Source organism: Streptomyces sp. CA-181903 (assembly GCF_050937075.1).
Classification (GTDB): Bacteria; Actinomycetota; Actinomycetes; order Streptomycetales; family Streptomycetaceae; genus Streptomyces.
Window position 1 is genome coordinate 6,660,946 of sequence record NZ_JBNJLY010000001.1, and the last position, 18,002, is coordinate 6,678,947.

The following is an 18,002-nucleotide window of genomic DNA, read 5'->3' on the forward strand; positions in this document are numbered from 1 at the left end:
CGCTCTCCTCAGGGACGGAACGGCCCGGTCCGCGCGGCTCCGCCCTGCGCCGGCACCTCGTCGGCCGGAGCGCCACCGATCCGGTGGAACCGGCCCAGGTAGCTGAGCAGCGGACGCGCCGACGGCTTGACCTTGCTCGCGGTCACCCATCCGATCGTGAGGAGATGGTCGCCGTTCGGCACCTGCCCCTCCGTACGGCACTCGAACACGCAGGCGGCGTCGGCCAGGATCGGATGGCCCCCGTTCGGCGCGGGGTGCCAGCCGATCCCGCGGAACTCGTCGCCCGTACCGAAGCGTTCGGACGAGGCGAACCAGCGGGCGACCGCCGCCTGGTGCTCCTGGAGCAGGTTGACGACGAACCCGCCCGAGTCGGCGATCGCGCCGGTGAGCCGGCTGCCCCGGCGCAGGCACACCGACAGCAGCTCGGGATCCATCGAAACGGAAGTGACCGATCCGGCGGTCATCCCGGCCGGCCCGGCCCGCGTGAGCACCGTCAGCACCGCGACAGCCGTCGGCAGGTGCCGCATCGCCGCCCGGAAATCCCGCTCCGCCAGTCCGGTACCCGCCGTGTGTTCCATCGTCCCCGTCCCTACTCCGGCCCGCGCGGGTGTGGCCCCGGGCGGGCGGGTCAACAGGCGAACAGCACACGTCGACCATACGCCAGGACGTTACGACGATTATCGCCGTCGGAGGGAATCCCTTCCAACGAGGTATAGGGACACGGGAAATCGGTCGGACGATCCGGTTATGAGGTCTGCGGACCATGGGATTTAGCGTGACTTCACCCGCTCGGAAGGGCGGCTCGTTTACGCTGGAAAGCGGCGGCGAATTCCGCGCCGACCGCTCACTCCGTGTTTTCTCTTCGCCATGCGGACCGGCTTTCTGTCGAGTCTTCGGTCGGTCCGGGTCCTCGGTCGATCCGGATCATCGGCCGGTCCGGATCGTCGGTTCATCCGGTACGCCGGTACGCCGGTCCGTGCGCATCGTCGGCCCGTTCGGACCGTCGGCCCGTACGGATCGTCGGTCCGCGAGGACGGCGCACAGCGTCCGGCCCGTGTGTCCGGCCGGACCGTCCGGTCCGCGTACGCCCGCCCGCGCCCCCGGGAGAGACCACCGCCATGCCACCCCCGCACCGCACCACTTCCGCGCCGCGCCGCCGCTGGTGGATCCTGGGCGTCCTGAGCACGGCCCAGCTGCTGGTGGTCCTCGACGGCACCGTCATGAACATCGCGCTGCCCTCGGCCCAGGCCGACCTGGGCTTCTCCGACGGCGGCCGGCAGTGGATCGTCACCGCCTACGCGCTCGCCTTCGGCAGTCTCCTGCTGCTCGGCGGCCGGGTCGCCGACCTGTTCGGCCGGCGGGCCGCCTTCCTCGCCGGACTGGCCGGCTTCGCCGGAACCTCCGCCCTCGCGGGCGTGGCCGGCGGCTTCGGCGTCCTCGTCGCGGCCCGCGCCGGACAGGGCCTCTCCAGCGCCCTGCTGGCCCCCGCCGCCCTCTCGCTCGTCAACATCACCTTTACCGACCCGGGGAGCGCGCGACGGCGTTCGGCGTCTGGGGCGCGGCGGCGGGCGCGGGCGGCGCGGTGGGCATGCCGCTCGGCGGCGTCCTCACGCAGTACCTGGGCTGGCGCTCGGCCATGTACGCCAACACCGTCGTCGCCGGCCTGGCCCTGGCCGCCGGGGCGCTGCTCCTCGACCGCGCCCGGCACCCCCGCACCTCCCGGCTCGACGTCCCCGGCACCCTGCTCGTCGGAACCGGCCTGTTCTGCCTGGTCTACGGCTTCGCAGCGGCCGGGAACCACCCGTGGTCCGCCGTCGCCACCTGGGGGTTCCTCGCCGCCGCCGGCGCCCTGCTCACCGCCTTCGCCTGGTGGCAGACCCGGGCGCGGCACCCGCTGCTGCCGCCGCGCGTCGTCCTCGACCGCGACCGGGCCGCCTCCCTGATCGCCCTCCTCCAGACCAGTTCGGCGGTCTTCGGCATCTTCCTCTTCGGCACCTACTACCTCCAGCGCTCCCTGGGGTACGGCCCGGCGACGACCGGGCTCGCCTACCTCCCGATGATCGCCGCGCTCATCGCGACGTCGCCCCTGGCCACCCGCGTCCTCCTGCCGCGCCTCGGGCCCCGGACGGTGATCGCGGCCGGCGCGGCCCTGGCCGCCTCCGGCCTGCTCCTGCTGGGCACCCTCGGCCCCGACAGCCCGTATCCCGCCGCCGTCCTCCCGGCGCTCGTCCTCGCCGGCGCCGGACTCGGCACGATCATCACGGGCACCACCAGCCTGGCCACCCTGGGGGTGGCGCCGGCCGATTCGGGAGTGGCCTCGGCGACGGTCAACGCCATGCAGTACGTGGGCGGTTCGATCGGCGTCGCCCTGCTCACCACCGTCTCCACGGCCACCGCCGCCGCCCGCCTTGCCGGGCGCGCCGCCCCGGACGCGGCCGCCCGCGCCCAGGCGGAACTGGCCGGTTACCACGCCGCCTTCCGCTGCCTGGCCGCCGCCTTCGCCGTCTGCCTCCTCGTCGCCGTCCCGCTCTACCGCCGCTCACCGGCGACCCGGCGCACGGACGCGGCGACGGAACGGGCGGGGTGATCACAACGGGCGGGTCGACGGGACGGGCGCGCCGAAGGGAGGGGCCGGCGGAACGGGCGCGACGGGGGCACCGCCTACGCGGGCGGCCAGGGCCGTCCGACGCTCCCGGCCGCCCGTCCCCGCGCAGGGGGCAGGATCGTCCCGCCCACCCCCGGACGTCCGCCCCTCCCGCGCAAGCGATCAGCCCGTCCGGCCCGCCCCCGGCCGTCGGTCCCGCGAAGGTGATCAACCCCGGTCCGGCCCTTCCCCGCCGTCCGCCCGCAGGAGATCAGGCCGGGACGCGCACCCGATCGCCGCGTCCGCCGCCCCCGACGGCCACGATCAGCCGCCGCGGGCCGTCACCCCGCCCCGCCGCACGCGGCCGGAGCCGGAGGATGCGGGAGACGCCGAGTGCCTGGACGACGAACACCGACGAGAAGGCGATCCGGTAGTCGTCGCCGGTGGCGTCCAGCAGGAGGCCGATGGCCAGCAGTGTCGTGATCGAGGCGATGAAACCGCCCATGTTGACGATGCCCGAGGCGGTGCCCTGCCGCTCCGGCGGGTTCGCGGGGCGGGCGCAGTCGAAGCCGATCACCGACGCCGGGCCGCACGCGCCGAGCACCAGGCACAGCGCCGTCAGCAGCCACATCGGCGCGTGCGCCCCCGGCCAGCCGAGCACGGCCGCCCACACCAGGGCGGTCGTGGCCACCGTGCCGAGCGCCAGCGCGGTACGGGCCGCGGGACGGCGGGAGATCACCTGCCCGTACACCGGTCCGACCGCCATGGCGGACACCGCGGACAGGGCGAGCAGCCCGCCGGCCGCCTCCCGGGTCAGGCCCTGCGCCTGGACGAGGAAGGGGAGCCCCCACAACAGCATGAAGACCGTCGCCGGGAACTGGGCCGTGAAGTGCACCCACATGCCCAGCCGGGTGCCCGGCTCCCGCCAAGCGGCGGCGATCTGCCGCCGGATGTACTCCACACCCGCGGCCGGCGCGGGCGGCGGTGTGTGCCCCTCCGGGTGGTCCTTGAGGAACAGCAGGGTCAGGACGAGCACCAGGGCGCCGGCCACCGAGCTGCCCGCGAACGTCGCGGTCCAGCCGAGGCCGTGCAGCGCCCGGGGGATGACGAGCGTGGAGACGAGGCTGCCGACCGTTCCGATCAGGGCCGCCACCTGCGAGATCACCGGCGCCCGGTGGGCGGGGAACCAGCGCGAGCCCAGCCGCAGCACGCTGATGAACGTCATGGCGTCCCCGCAGCCGAGCAGCGCGCGCGACACCAGCGCGGTGCCGTAGGTGGGGCTCAGCGCGAAGCCGAGCTGGCCGGCGGTGAACAGCAGGGCGCCGAGGGCGAGGACCCGCCTGGTGCCGAGCCGGTCGATCATCAGCCCGACGGGGATCTGCATCCCCGCGTAGATCAGCAGCTGGAGGATCGAGAACGTCGAGAGGGCGGACGCGTTGATGTGGAAGCGGTCCGCGGCGTCGAGCCCCGCGACCCCGAGGCTGGTCCGGAAGACGATCGCGACGAGGTACACGCCCACGCCGACGCCCCACACCAGCATGGCCCGCCGCCCGCCCGGGGGCGCCTCCGGCAGGGACGGGGACGGGGAAGGGGAGAGGGAGGGGGACCGGAAGCGGGCAGGGGTGGGCAGGGCGAGGGCTGAGGCGGGGGCATCCGTACAGCTTAAGTGCGCCAATAAGAGGAAAAGTCCGTTTTGGGCGGTGAATTCGCTCACGTGGCGACGGTCACGCGCCCCTCCGGTTCGCGTCCGCGCGTGATGGGTTTGGGCGGTTAACGTCAAATAGCGACAAAAACGCGTGGCGGGACCCCCGGGCAGGGCAGACTGTTGCGGGGGCTCGGAGCCGTGGACCCGTCGTCGGGGCTCCGGAGCATGTGGGCTCGCGCGCTGAGGGCGGTGCGCCGGCGAGCAGGGGGACGGATGACGCAGTCGATTCCGCGGTGGCCGCACGCCGCGGGCAAGAACGCTTCGGCCAAGCAAGCTTCGGCCAAGGAGGCTTCGCCTGGCGGCGCTTCGGCCGACGACGCCTCGGCCAAGGAGGCTTCGGCCGACGACGCTCCGACCGAGGGCGCTTCGGTCGAGGGCGCTTCGGCCGGACGCGCCTCGACCCGGGGCCCGGCCGGCCGCCGCGACCGTACCGTGGTGGTGATCGGCGCTGGGCCGTACGGCCTGTCGGTCGCGGCGCACCTCCGTGAACGCGGCCTCCCTGTACGGGTGTTCGGCGAGGTGATGGGCAGCTGGCGGCACGCGATGGCGACCGGCATGTACCTGAAATCCACGCCCGCGGCCACCGATCTGTCGACGCCCCGGGCGGACGGCCGGCTGGCCGACTTCCGGCGCGAGCGCCGGGAACCGGAGCTGACCGAACTCACCCCCATCCCCTGCGAGGTCTTCGTCGCCTACGGGATGTGGTTCGCCGCGCGCTTCGTCGACGACGTCGACCCGCGGCGGGTGACGTCCGTCGAGCGCGACCCGGGCGGCTTCACCGTCCGGCTCGACGACGGGGAGCCGCTGCCGGCCTCGGCGGTGGTCGTCGCCACCGGCCTGGGGGCGCTGGCCCATGTCCCGTACGAGCTGCGGCCGTTGGCGCCGCAGGGCCCGGGCCCCGACGCGCTGCTGTCCCACACCAGCCACCACACCGACCTCTCCCGGTACGCCGGGATGCGGGTCGCCGTGGTCGGCGGCGGGCAGTCGGCGCTGGAGAGCGCCGCGCTGCTGTACGAAGCCGGTGCCCGGCCGTCCGTCCTGGTCCGCGCCCCACGGGTGCGGTGGGGCGACACCCCGGTCCTCGAACGGCCGCTCCTCGACCGGCTCGCCCGGCCGGCCTCGCCGCTCGGCACCGGCTGGGTCCTGGCCGGACTGTGCGCCGCGCCCCAGGCGGTCGGCCGACTTCCCTCACCCGCACGCCTGTTGATCCACCGCCGCGCCCTGGGCCCCTCGGGCGGCTGGTGGCTGCGCGACCGCGTCGAGGGCGTCGTCCCCGTCCACACCGGATGCCGCGTCGAGCGCGCCGACCCCGAGGGGGAGCGGGCGCGCATGACGCTGACGGGCCCGGGAGACGCCCCCCGCGAGTTCGTCGCCGACCATGTGCTGGCCGCCACCGGCTACCGCGTCGACCTCGCCGCCCTCTCCTTCCTGCCCCCGCCCCTGCGGCAGGCGGTGGCCCGCGTGCCGGGCTCGGGGGCCCCGCGCCTGACCGGAGCCTTCCGGTCGTCCGTCCCCGGCCTGTACTTCACCGGCGCCCTCGCCGCGCCCACGTTCGGACCGATGCTCCGCTTCGTCGCCGGCACCGAGTTCGCCGCCCAGCGCATCACCCGCCACCTCGCCCGGCACGCACCCCGCCCCTGACCGCGGACGCCCGCTCACGCCACGCCCGTGAGCGGGACGTCAGTCCCTCGGATCCGGCGACCGCAGCCGTACGCCGACCACACACGTGTCGTCGTCGGTGTCCGAACTGCTGTGGGTGAGCAGCCGGTCCAGCCGCTGCTCCAGGGTGGCGCCGCCCCGAGTGGCGGTCGCCACCAGCTGCTCCAGGCTGTCCTCCAGGGAGCGGTCCTTCCGCTCGATCAGACCGTCCGTGTACAGCAGCAGCACATCGTCCTGCTGGAGCTGGATCTCGCCCTCCTCGTACTCCGTCTCCCCGATGGCGCCGAGCAGTATCCCCCGCACCAGCGGGACCGTCTCCGCACGCCCGCCGCGGATCAGCACCGGCGGCAGATGGCCCGCGCGGGCCCACCGCAGCACCCGGGTCTCCGTGTCGTACAGCGCGCAGATGGCCGTGGCGGTCACCTGGTCGGTGAGGTGGTGGGCGACGAGGTTGAGCCAGCCCAGCAGCTGGGCCGGGCCGGCGCCGGTGGTCGCCAGGCCGCGCAGCGCGTTGCGCAGCGCCACCATGCCCGTGGCCGCCTCGATGCCGTGCCCGGCCACGTCCCCCACCGACAGCAACACCCGCTTCGACGGCAGCACGATCGCGTCGTACCAGTCGCCGCCGACGAGGCTGTCGTCCTCGGCCGGACGGTAGCGCACCGCGATGTCCAGGTCCGGGGCGTCGATCGGGCCGTGCGCGGGCGGCATGATGGCCTGCTGGAGCTGCCGGGCCAGCCGGTTGCGCTCCGCCGTCCGCTGCTCGCTGTACGCCAGTTGGTCGCGGGTGGCCGCCAGCGCCACCTCCGTCCAGTGCTGCGCCGAGATGTCCTGGAACGCGCCGCGCACCGCGACCAGCCGCCCGTCGGCGTCGAGAACCGGCTCGGCGACGACGCGGATGTGCCGCGTGATGCCGTCCGGCCGCTGCAGCCGGAAGGCCGTGGACGCGGGCCTGCGGTGGTGCAAGAGGGTCCGCAGGAACCGGCCGATGGCCGCCGTATCGTCCGGATGGGCCAGGCTGGCCAACTGCTCCAGCGGGACCGTGGGCGCGGCCGCGGGCAGCCCGTGCAGCGAGAACAGCTGCTCGCTCCAGATGATCCGCCCGGTGGTGAGGTCCTCCTCGAACCCGCCGATCCGGCCCAGCCGCTGGGCGTGCCGCAGCAGATGGGCGAGGCGGGCCGTCTCCCCGGCCAGCCGCCAGATCAGCAGCACCTCCCGGCCGTGCCGGCTGATGCTGACGTCCGCCGTGGTGGGCACCGGCACCTGCCCGACGATCGCCGTGAACGGCATGCCCTCGGCGCGGAACGGCTCACCCGTGGCGTGGACGTGCTCCACCTTGGCGAACAGCCCGTTCTCCTCCGCCGCCAGCGGATACGCCTCCAGCAGCAGGGCGCCGGCGACCGCGCCGCGCGGCCGGCCGCCCGGATCGGTGAACCGCGGATTGGCGTGCCGGATCCGGAAGTCGACCAGGCGGCCCCGCTCGTCCGACTCGGCGCGCAGCACCAGCGCCGGGTCGTACAGGCTGTCGGCCAGCTCGACGAGTCCGGGGCCCGGATCGGCCGGCGCCGGCTCGGGACGGGCGGCGGGCAGCGTCTCCAGGGTGTGCGCGACGAGCTCGGCGAGCGCGTCGAACTGCCGCCGCACGGCGGGCATGCGCTGCGTCGGCGCGCCCGGCCAGCAGATCTCCAGCACGCCGAGGATCCGCCCCTGCGTCTCCACCGGCACCACGACCCGGCCGCCGGCCGGCAGCAGCCGGTGGGCCACGGACGGCAGCCCGGTGGCGGACAGGTCGTCGAACCACAGCTGTTCGCGGGCGGCCAGCGCCCGGCGGGCGGGCGTGGCCACCCCCGGCGGTACGTAGTGCCAGCGCACGGCCTCGTCCGCCGGTATGCCCGCGTACCCGGCCAGGCGCAGGGAACCGCCGGAGCCGGACGCCCAGATGGCGACGGCGGCGGCGCCGAGCGGCGACAGGGCGTGCTCCAGCAGCGCGCGGGCGACGGCCTGGGTGTCCCCGGCGGCGAGCGCGCCGCTCTCGGCGGTCCGCAGCCGCACGCTGACCGATGACCCGTCGGCCGCCGGGTCCTCGGCCGCGTCGCGCACCCGGGCGAGGAAGTCCCGCGCCGCGTCGGAGAGCCGGTCCCGCGCCGCCTGGTTGACGATGTCGGCGGCGAGCTCCAGCGGGGGACGCCGGCGGCCTCGGCCAGCTCGTCCAACTGCCGGGCGGCCTGCACCGGACTCAGCCGCAGCCGTTCCATCAGCACGCCCTTGGCCATCTCCAGCAGCGCCCGCCCGTCCGCGGCGGCGTGCGCGCGCAGCACCTCCTCGCGCAGCCGCGCCACGGTGGCGGCGAGCCGGCCGAGACCGGAGGCGGGCGGATCGTCGCCCTCGCCGGACGCGCCCCGGCCACCGGGTCCGCCCGCGGGCGCGCCGGGGAGGCCGGGAGCGGCCGGGCCGTCACCGGCGACCGGAGGGCCGTCCGCGCCGGAGCGCGGCGCCGGTACCGGGCCGGCCGGAGCGACGCCCACGGGTGGCGAGGGGACGCCTCCCGAGAAGCCGGCCGACGAGCCGCCGGCCGGGTGACCGCTGCCCACGGAACCGCCGTCCGCATGACCGTCGTCCGACGAGGCGGCACCCGCCGAGCCGCCGTACGCCGAGCCGGCGTCGGGGGAACCGCTGTCCAAGGAGGCGTCCCGCCGTCCCTCTTCCACTTACGACGCTCCTCGGTGACGGCACGGGCGGTGGACGGCGGACGCCGGACCGGCGGTCACGGTGCCAGCCTGCGGCGGATGCGACCGATCAGGTCGTCGGCGTCGACCGGTTTCGTGACGTAGTCGCTCGCCCCCGACGCCATGGTCTTCTCCTCGTCGCCCGGCATCGCCTTGGCCGTCACCGCGATGATCGGCAGGTCGGCGTACGCGGGCATGGCCCGGATGGCCGCCGTGGCCGTGTACCCGTCCATCTCCGGCATCATCACGTCCATCAGCACGATGTCGACCTCGGGATGCCCGGTGAGCGTCTCGATGCCGGCCCGCCCGTTCTCGGCGTGCAGCACGGTCATCCCCTGGAGTTCGAGCATGCCGGTGAGCGCGTAGAGGTTGCGGGCGTCGTCGTCGACGACCAGGGCCGTGCGCCCGGTCAGCACCGGATCCCGCCCCGGCGCTCTCGTGGGGGCCGGGCGCGCCTCCCGGGCCGCGGGCAGCGCCGGCGGGACGTCGCCGGGCCGGTCCGCCGACAGGTGCAGCGTGATCCGCTGCCGCAGCTCGTCGAGGCTGGAGAGCAGGTCGAGCGGCCGGCCGGCGAACCGCTCCCGGATCTCCCGCTCGCGCGGGGTGCCGACGCTCCGGCTGTTGTGGGCCAGTACGGGCATGGTGCGCAGCGCCGGGTCGGCGCCCATGGCCTCGACGAAGCGCAGCACCTCGTCGTCGGGCATGTCGAGGTCGAGGACGACGCAGTGGCAGACCTCGGTGGCCAGCACGGTCGCCGCCTCCTGCGCGCCGACGGCGCTGATGATGTCGACCGTGTCCGGCGCCGTCGCGCCGGGGGTGGGGGTGAGGCCGGCGCGGGCGCTCTCGGCGACCATCGACAGCAGCCCGCGCGGCTGCTGTTCGATGACGAGCAGGCGCCGCTGCCGCGGTACGGCCGGCGCGGACCGCCGGTCGGCCTCGGTGCCCTCGGCCTGGAGCCGAGGCTCGGCCTCGGGGGAGGAGGGCGTCTGCTCGTGGAAGTCCGGCCGGGCGACCGGCAGGTAGAGGGTGAACGTGCTGCCCTCGCCCAGTGCGCTGTGGGCGGTGATCGACCCGCCGAGCAGATAAGCGATCTCCCGGCTGATCGACAGGCCGAGCCCCGTCCCGCCGTACTTGCGGCTGGTGGTGCCGTCCGCCTGCTGGAACGCGCCGAAAATGGCCTCCAGTTGGTGCTCGGCGATGCCGATGCCGGTGTCCCGCACCCGGAAGGCGAGCGCCGCGCCGTGCCGCTGAACGGCGGGCGGCAGCTCGGCGCCGGTGACCGGCTCGATGCTCAGCTCGACGTGCCCGGTCTCGGTGAACTTCACCGCGTTGGACAGCAGGTTGCGCAGCACCTGGCGGAGGCGCGAGTCGTCGGTGAGCAGGGCGACGGGCACGCCCGGCTCGGTCACCACGTCGAAGCCGAGCCCCTTCTGGCCGGTCATCGGCCGGAACGTCGACTCCACGTAGGCGAGCAGCCGGTCCAGCGGCACCCACTCGGGGGAGATGTCCATCTTCCCCGCCTCGACCTTCGACAGGTCGAGGATGTCGTTGATGAGCTGGAGCAGGTCGGAGCCGGCCGAGTGGATGATCTCCGCGTACTCGACCTGCTTGCCCGTGAGGTTGCCGCTCGGGTTCTGGGACAGCAACTGCGCCAGGATCAGCAGGCTGTTGAGCGGGGTGCGCAGCTCGTGGCTCATGTTGGCCAGGAACTCCGACTTGTACTTGGAGGCCAGCGCGAGCTCCTGCGCGCGGGTCTCCAGCTCCTGGCGGGCCTGTTCGATCTCCAGGTTCTTCGTCTCGATGTCGCGGTTCTGCCGGGCGAGCAGCGCCGCCTTCTCCTCCAGTTCGGCGTTGGAGCGCCGCAGCTCCTCCTGGCCGACCTGGAGCTCCTCGGAGCGGGTCTGCAACTCCGCGGTCAGCCGCTGCGACTCGTCCAGCAGCTCATCCGTACGAGCGTTGGCGATGATGGTGTTGACGTTGACGCCGATGGTCTCGCGCAGCTGCTCCAGGAAGTCCCGCTGCACGGGCGTGAAGCGGTGGACGGAGGCCAGCTCGATCACGCCGAGCACCTGGTCCTCGACCACGATCGGCAGGACCACCAGGTGCGAGGGCTCGATGAACCCGAACCCGGAGGACACGGTGACCGACGCGGCGGGCAGGTCGTCCACCGCGATCGTCCGGCGCCCGGCGGCCGCCTGCCCGACGAGCGACTGCCCGAACGAGAAGCGCGGCGCCTCGGCCCCGTCGCCGCCCTCGGGACGCCCGTACGAGCCGATCATGCGCAGCGACGGGCCGTCCTCCGCCTCCTCGGCGAGGTAGAAGCCGCCGTACTGGGCGCCGACGAGCGGGGTCAGCTCCTCCATGATCAGCCGGGCGACGAGGGCGAGGTCGCGGTGGCCCTGCATCATCCCGGAGGTGCGGGCCAGGTTGGACTTCAGCCAGTCCTGCTCCTGGTTGGCTCGGGTGGTCTCGCGCAGGGAGCGGACCATCGCGTTGATGTTGTCCTTCAGGTCGGCGACCTCGCCGGATGCCTCGACGGTGATCGACCGGGTCAGGTCGCCCTCCGCGACGGCGCTGGTGACCTCGGCGATCGCCCGCACCTGCCGGGTGAGGTTCCCGGCCAGCTCGTTGACGTTCTCCGTGAGCCGCTTCCAGGTGCCCGAGACGCCCTCGACCTCGGCCTGCCCGCCGAGCCGGCCCTCGCTGCCGACCTCGCGGGCGACGCGGGTGACCTCGGCGGCGAACGACGAGAGCTGGTCGACCATCGTGTTGATGGTGGTCTTCAGTTCGAGGATCTCGCCGCGGGCGTCCACGTCGATCTTGCGGGTCAGGTCGCCGTTGGCGACGGCCGTGGTGACCTGCGCGATGTTGCGGACCTGCCCGGTGAGGTTGTTCGCCATCGAGTTGACGTTGTCGGTCAGGTCCTTCCAGGTGCCCGCGACGTTGGGCACCCGCGCCTGGCCGCCGAGCATCCCCTCGGTGCCGACCTCGCGGGCCACCCGGGTGACCTCGTCGGCGAAGGCGGACAGCGTGTCGACCATCCGGTTGATCACGTCGGCGAGCGCGGCGACCTCGCCCTTCGCCTCCACGGTGATCTTCTGCGACAGGTCGCCGCGCGCCACCGCCGCCGCCACCTGGGCGATCGAGCGGACCTGCCCGGTGAGGTTGGACGCCATCACGTTGACGTTGTCGGTCAGGTCCTTCCACGTGCCCGAGACCCCGCGCACGGTCGCCTGGCCGCCGAGGTTCCCCTCGGTGCCCACCTCGCGGGCGACGCGGGTCACCTCGTCGGCGAACGAGGAGAGCTGGTCGACCATCGTGTTGATGGTCTCCTTCAGCTCCTGGATCTCGCCGCGCGCCCCGACGTTGATCTTCTGTGAGAGGTCGCCCTTGGCCACCGCCGTGGTGACCTGCGCGATCGACCGCACCTGCGCCGTGAGGTTGTCGGCCATCACGTTGACCGACTCGGTCAGGTTCTTCCAGGTCCCCGAGATGCCCTCGACGTCGGCCTGACCTCCGAGCCGCCCCTCGGTGCCGACCTCGCGGGCGACGCGGGTGACCTCGTCGGCGAAGGCGGACAGCTGGTCGACCATGGCGTTGATGGTGTTCTTGAGGGCGAGGATCTCGCCACGCGCGTCCACCGTGATCTTCTGCGACAGATCACCCTTGGCCACGGCCGTCGTGACCTGGGCGATGTTGCGGACCTGGGCGGTGAGGTTGCCGGCCATGAAGTTGACCGAGTCGGTCAGGTCCCGCCACACCCCGCCCACACCGGGCACCTGCGCCTGACCGCCGAGCCGTCCCTCGCTGCCGACCTCGCGGGCGACGCGGGTCACCTCGTCGGCGAAGGCGGACAGCTGGTCGACCATCGTGTTGACGGTGTTCTTCAGCTCCAGGATCTCGCCCTGCGCCGCCACGTCGATCTTCTGCGACAGGTCGCCCTTGGCCACCGCGGTGGCCACCTGCGCGATGTCGCGGACCTGCGTGGTGAGGTTGCCCGCCATCGCGTTCACCGAGTCGGTGAGGTCCTTCCAGGTGCCGGAGACCCCCGGCACCCGCGCCTGGCCGCCGAGCCGGCCCTCACTGCCCACCTCGCGGGCGACCCGGGTCACCTCGGAGGTGAACTGGGAGAGCTGGTCCGTCATGCCGTTGAAGACGGTCGCTATTTCGCCGAGCAGCCCGTCGGCGTCCTCCGGCAGCCGGATGCCGAAGTCGCCGTCGCGCACGGCCGTCAGCCCGGCCAGCAGCTGCCGCAGCTCCGCCTCGCCCACGTCGGGACCCTCGCCGTCGCCCTGCCTGCAGCCCGGTACCGCGGTCGCCGCCGCGCCGGCCGTGGACTCGCCCATCTCGCCTCTCCCACCCGCCGACGCGGCAAGGGGCGGCACACGGGACATGGTCTCCCGTGCCGCCCGTTGTCCGCCGTTCACCCGTCGCCCGGCTCGTCGATCCGCTTCATCACTCCGTACAGCGGCTGTACGGCCGTGGGGAAGGATACTCGGACCGCGTCAAGCGTGGTCGGTCCGCGGCTCTTCCTGTGGATGACCCGGCGGTTCCGCCTGTGGACGAGCGGGGCCCCGCTACCGCCGCCCCCCGGACGGAGCGGCGCCGAGGACCGCCCGCACCAGGCGCGCGCCCCACGTGCCGCGAGGCGGCGGGCCCACCGGAACGGCGGGTGCGCCCCGGTCCGCGCGCACCCGCCCGCCGAGATCCCGCAGCACGTCCGGCGGGCACCCGGCCCGCAGCCGGGGGAACAGCCGCTGCTCCTCCTCCAGGACGTGCAGGCTCACCTGCTCGACCAGGGCCACCAGCGAACGGGTGAACAGCGGGTCCTCCGGGCCCCGGCCCGCCACCTCCCGCAGGATGCCGTCGATCCGGCCGTGGTCCGCGAGCTCCCGCTCCACCCACGCCGAGCCGCCGGGCACGTACCGGCGCACCGCGGGGTGGAGGTGCCGCGCCTCGGCCTTCGCGTGCCGCGCGAGCCGTGCGGTGACGTCGTCGGCGAGGCCCTTGCGCTCGGGGCTGCCGGGCGCCGCCGCCCGGATGCCGTCGAACAGCGCGTCGATCGCCCGGTGTTCGGCCGTCAGTTCGCCGATGAGGTCGGGACGTTCCGGCACCTTGCTCCCTCCGGAGGGCGGATGATCCGCCGTTCTCCTTCCCGGCCGCGGGCCCGCCCGATCGGACGGCGCGCCCCAAGGGCCCACTTGGGCCAGCGCACCCGGCCGCGCACCGGCTTGCGGCATACGGAGGGCCCTGCCCCGCCCGGCCGTGTCGCCCGCCGCGTTCGGGCGGCCGGCCGTCCATGCTCCGGGTACCCGGGCGGACGAACGAGGAGCGGCGTGTGCTGGTGCGGAAGCGGAAGGCGAGGATCGAGGCACGGGCGCGCGAGGCGGCCGTCCTGGGCTACACGGCACTCGACCGCCGGGCCCCGGTCTCGGAGGCAGGCCGGCAGCTGCTGCGCAAGGCGTTCCCGGACCACTGGTCCTTCCTCCTCGGAGAGCTCGCGCTGTACTCCTTCGTGGTCCTGGTGCTCACGGGCAGCTACCTGACGCTGTTCTTCAGCCCGAGCATGACCGAAGGCGTGTACGACGGCTCGTACGGCCCGCTGCGCGGCCTCCGGGTGTCCGACGCCTACGCCTCGACGCTGCACATCAGCTTCGACGTGCGCGGCGGCCTGCTGATCCGCCAGATGCACCACTGGGCGGCCCTGGTCTTCGTCGCCGCCCTCGGGACGCACCTGCTGCGCGTCTTCTTCACCGGCGCGTTCCGCCGCCCCCGGGAGCTCAACTGGGTCGTCGGCGTCACCCTGTTCCTGCTGGCCCTGCTGGAGGGCTTCTGCGGGTACTCGCTGCCGGACGACCTGCTGTCGGGGACCGGGATGCGGACCGCGTACACGATCGTGACCTCGATCCCCGTCGCCGGGACCTACCTCGGCTTCCTCCTGTGGGGCGGCTCCTACCCCGGGCACTCGATCATCCACCGGCTGTACGCCGTGCACGTCTACTTCGTCCCGCTGGCCCTGATGGCGCTGGTCGGGCTGCACCTGGTGATGGTGGTCTACCTCAAGCACACCCAGTGGGCCGGGCGCGGCAGGACCAACCGGAACGTCGTCGGGCAGCCGATGGTGCCGCAGTTCGCCACCAAGTCCGCCGGGCTGTGCCTGATGGTGTCCGGGGTGCTCGCCGTGCTCGGCGGCGTCGCCCAGATCAACCCGGTGTGGGACTTCGGCCCCTACCGCACGGACCAGGTCTCGACCGACGCCCAGCCGGACTGGTACGTCGGCTTCCTGGAGGGCGCGCTGCGGCTGATGCCGCCGTGGGAGAACGCGGTGGCCGGGCACACGATCATGTGGAACGTCCTCGTCCCGGCCGTGCTGCTGCCCGCCCTGCTGTTCCTCGTGCTCTACCTGTACCCCTTCTTCGAACGGTGGATCACCGGCGACCTGAGGGAACACCACGTGTGCGACCGGCCCCGCGACCGCCCGGTGCGGACCGCCCTGGGCGTGGCCGCCCTCGTCTGCTACGCGGTGCTGCTGGCCGCGGGCGGCAACGACGTGACCGCGTCCGTCTTCCGGGTCTCGGTGGAGACCCTGACCTGGATCTTCCGGGTGGCGCTGGTGGCCGGCCCGGTGCTCGCCTTCATGGTGACCAAGCGGGTCTGCCTGGCGCTGCAGGCCCACGACCGGCTGCTGCTGGAGGAGGGCGAGGAGTCCGGCATCGTCGGCCAGAGCGCGTCCGGCGGCCTCACCGAGCGGCACCGGCCGCTCGACGCCGCGCACCGCTACGAGCTGCTGGTACGGGACGTGCCGCTGCCGTCGGCCCGCCCGGGGGAGGGGGCACCCCGGCGGGAGCGGCTGCGGGCGGCGCTGAGCGCCTGGTTCTACCGGGACCGGGTCGACATGCCGGCGACGGACGAACAGCGCCTGCAGATCACCGGGCGGACCGCGGGGCCCCTGCCGGAGTCGGAGGAGTGACCCCGGCGCTGTTCACACCTCCACGTCGGTGAACTGGAACACCATCCCGAACACGCCCGCCAGCATCACCCCGCAGCCGATGAGGAACAGCCACAGCCCGAAGACGACCCCCACGCCCATCAGCGCCATGCCGACGGCCGTGACCGGCGGGTAGGCGCTGTGCGGCGGGAAGAAGTCGAGGGTGCCGGCCCGCTCCCGCACCTCCGCCCCGGGCACGTCCTCCGGACGCCGGCCCTTGCGCCGGTAGTTCATCGCGCAGAAGAACGCGATGACACCCGACATCACCAGGGCCACGGTCAGCGCGGCGGTACCCGCGGGCTCCCGCGCCCACCAGGTGTAGAGGGCGTCGGTGAAGAGGAAGAACACCGCGACACCCGCGAAGAGGATCGCCTCGGACTTCATCAGCGCTGCTCTCCCAGCGGATCGGGGGTCGGTTCCACGGCCTCGCCCGCCCCGCGGCGGAGCTCGCGCGCCTCCGGGTGGTGCAGGTCGAAGGCGGGCGAGTCGGAGCGGATGCGGGGCAGCGCGTCGAAGTTGTGGCGCGGCGGCGGACAGGAGGTCGCCCACTCCAGGGACCGGCCGTACCCCCAGGGATCGTCGGTCTCCACCCGCTCCCCGTACCGGGCCGTCTTCCAGACGTTGTAGAGGAACGGCAGCGTCGACCCGCCCAGCAGGAACGCGCCGATGGACGAGACGGTGTTGAGCGTGGTGAAGCCGTCGGCGGCCAGGTAGTCGGCGTAGCGGCGGGGCATGCCCGCCTCGCCCAGCCAGTGCTGCACCAGGAACGTGAGCTGGAAGCCGACGAACAGGGTCCAGAAGTGCACCTTCCCCAGCCGCTCGTCCAGCATCCGGCCCGTCAACTTGGGCCACCAGAAGTAGAAACCGCCGAACATGGCGAAGACGATCGTCCCGAACAGGACGTAGTGCAGATGGGCGACGACGAAGTACGAGTCGGTGAGGTGGAAGTCGAGCGGCGGCGAGGCCACCATCACCCCGCTCAGCCCGCCCAGCAGGAAGGTGACGAGGAAGCCGATCGCCCACACCATCGGCGTCTCGAAGGAGATGCTGCCGCGCCACATGGTGCCGATCCAGTTGAAGAACTTGATGCCCGTCGGCACCGCGATCAGGAACGACATCAGCGAGAAGAACGGCAGCAGGACCGCGCCCGTGGCGAACATGTGGTGCGCCCACACGACGGCCGAGAGCATCGTGATGGAGATCGTCGCGCCGACCATCCCGACGTAGCCGAAGACGGGCTTCCGGCTGAACACCGGGATGATCTCGGTCACCACGCCGAAGAACGGCAGGGCGACGATGTAGACCTCCGGATGGCCGAAGAACCAGAACAGGTGCTGCCACAGCAGCGAACCGCCGGTGGCCGGGTCGTAGACGCGCGCCCCGAACTTCCGGTCCGCCTCCAGGGCGAGCAGTGCCGCCGTCAGCACGGGGAACGCCAGCAGCACCAGGATGGAGGTGAAGAGGACGTTCCAGGTGAAGATCGGCATCCGGAACATCGTCAGCCCCGGCGCCCGCAGGCAGACGATCGTGGCGATGAAGTTGACGGCCCCCAGGGTCGTGCTCAGCCCCGACAGCACCAGCCCCATGGCCCACAGGTCGCCGCCCGCCCCGGGGGAGTGGACCGCACGGCTCAGCGGCGTGTACGCGAACCAGCCGAAGGACGCCGCCCCGCCCGGCACCACCAGCCCGGACACCACGATGAGCCCGCCGAACAGGAACAGCCAGTACGTCAGGGCGTTGAGCCGGGGGAACGCCACGTCCGGGGCGCCGATCTGCAGCGGCATGACGGCGTTGGCGAAACCCGTGAACGTCGGCGTCGCGAAGAGCAGCATCATGACGGTGCCGTGGATCGTGAACAGCTGGTTGTACTGCGTGGTGCTGACGATCTGCAGCCCCGGGCGCGCCAGCTCCGCGCGCATCAGCATGGCCAGCACCCCGCCCAGCAGGAAGAAGCCGAACGAGGTGACCAGATACATGTTGCCGATCGTCTTGTGATCGGTCGTGGTCACGTAGTCCCTGACGCGTCCTCCGGTCCGGACGCGGGGGTTCTCGGAGACCGGCACCGGCCGGCCGAACCGCTGATCGTCCACGTGCGTCATGTGGCCTCCGGGACACGGGGGAAATACGCGAGCCGGGCGGAAACCGGCGCCTGCGGTGTAGCCGGGGCGAACGCGTCCGAAACCTCGTCGGTGGCATCCGGCGCTCCCCACCGCCCGACGGCCCGCCCCGGTTTGCGCCACCCGCCCGGCGGTTAGGCAATCACCGGCGCTCCGTGCGGCGCCGCACGGCCCGGCGGGCCACCGCGGCCCCACGGGCGGGGGAGTACGACGGCCGAGAGCGACG

The 18,002-nt window shown here is 73.4% G+C and carries 8 protein-coding genes and 2 pseudogenes; 3 read left to right on the forward strand and 7 right to left on the reverse strand.

Going from position 1 to position 18,002, the window contains the following annotated elements:
* Positions 1-8 precede the first annotated feature (8 nt).
* Positions 9-578, reverse strand: a complete 570-nt coding sequence (locus ACQEVS_RS29585; RefSeq protein WP_433025554.1) for a flavin reductase family protein — start codon at positions 576-578, stop codon at positions 9-11.
* Between the two features lie 540 nt (positions 579-1,118).
* Here ACQEVS_RS29585 and ACQEVS_RS29590 point away from each other — a divergent pair.
* Positions 1,119-2,587 (forward strand): annotated as a pseudogene (locus tag ACQEVS_RS29590) (MFS transporter).
* 268 nt (positions 2,588-2,855) lie between these two features.
* On the opposite strand, the gene ACQEVS_RS29595 reads toward ACQEVS_RS29590, so the two are convergent.
* A complete protein-coding gene (locus ACQEVS_RS29595) occupies positions 2,856-4,124 on the reverse strand; it encodes an MFS transporter (RefSeq protein WP_433025557.1) in 1,269 nt (422 codons plus the stop codon).
* A gap of 378 nt (positions 4,125-4,502) precedes the next feature.
* Here ACQEVS_RS29595 and ACQEVS_RS29600 point away from each other — a divergent pair, with 378 nt between their 5' ends.
* Positions 4,503-5,930 (forward strand): FAD-dependent oxidoreductase, encoded by a 1,428-nt coding sequence (locus ACQEVS_RS29600; protein ID WP_433025560.1) that lies wholly within the window; start codon positions 4,503-4,505, stop codon positions 5,928-5,930.
* A gap of 39 nt (positions 5,931-5,969) precedes the next feature.
* On the opposite strand, the pseudogene ACQEVS_RS29605 reads toward ACQEVS_RS29600, so the two are convergent.
* The 3 genes and pseudogenes from ACQEVS_RS29605 to ACQEVS_RS29615 all read right to left on the reverse strand — a co-directional run bounded on the left by ACQEVS_RS29605 (position 5,970) and on the right by ACQEVS_RS29615 (position 13,785).
* Positions 5,970-8,470, reverse strand: a pseudogene (locus ACQEVS_RS29605) (SpoIIE family protein phosphatase).
* A 239-nt stretch (positions 8,471-8,709) separates the two neighbouring features.
* Positions 8,710-13,017 (reverse strand): HAMP domain-containing protein, encoded by a 4,308-nt coding sequence (locus tag ACQEVS_RS29610; protein ID WP_433025563.1) that lies wholly within the window; start codon positions 13,015-13,017, stop codon positions 8,710-8,712.
* A gap of 231 nt (positions 13,018-13,248) precedes the next feature.
* On the reverse strand, positions 13,249-13,785 hold the full coding sequence (locus tag ACQEVS_RS29615) for a hemerythrin domain-containing protein (protein ID WP_433025567.1): 537 nt from the start codon (positions 13,783-13,785) through the stop codon (positions 13,249-13,251).
* A 224-nt stretch (positions 13,786-14,009) separates the two neighbouring features.
* Between ACQEVS_RS29615 and qcrB the strand changes: the two genes are divergently transcribed.
* Positions 14,010-15,641 (forward strand): cytochrome bc1 complex cytochrome b subunit, encoded by a 1,632-nt coding sequence (qcrB, locus tag ACQEVS_RS29620; RefSeq protein WP_433025570.1) that lies wholly within the window; start codon positions 14,010-14,012, stop codon positions 15,639-15,641.
* A 12-nt stretch (positions 15,642-15,653) separates the two neighbouring features.
* Here qcrB and ctaF read toward each other — a convergent pair whose 3' ends face one another.
* Positions 15,654-16,043 carry an aa3-type cytochrome oxidase subunit IV gene (gene ctaF / locus ACQEVS_RS29625; RefSeq protein ID WP_433025573.1) on the reverse strand — a complete coding sequence of 130 codons (390 nt, stop codon included), beginning with the start codon at positions 16,041-16,043 and terminating at the stop codon, positions 15,654-15,656.
* The gene (gene ctaD / locus ACQEVS_RS29630; RefSeq protein WP_433025576.1) at positions 16,043-17,758 is read right to left on the reverse strand and encodes an aa3-type cytochrome oxidase subunit I; all 1,716 of its coding nucleotides are present in this window, start codon (positions 17,756-17,758) and stop codon (positions 16,043-16,045) included. The genes ctaF and ctaD overlap by 1 nt, the downstream gene beginning before the upstream one ends.
* Positions 17,759-18,002 lie beyond the last annotated feature (244 nt).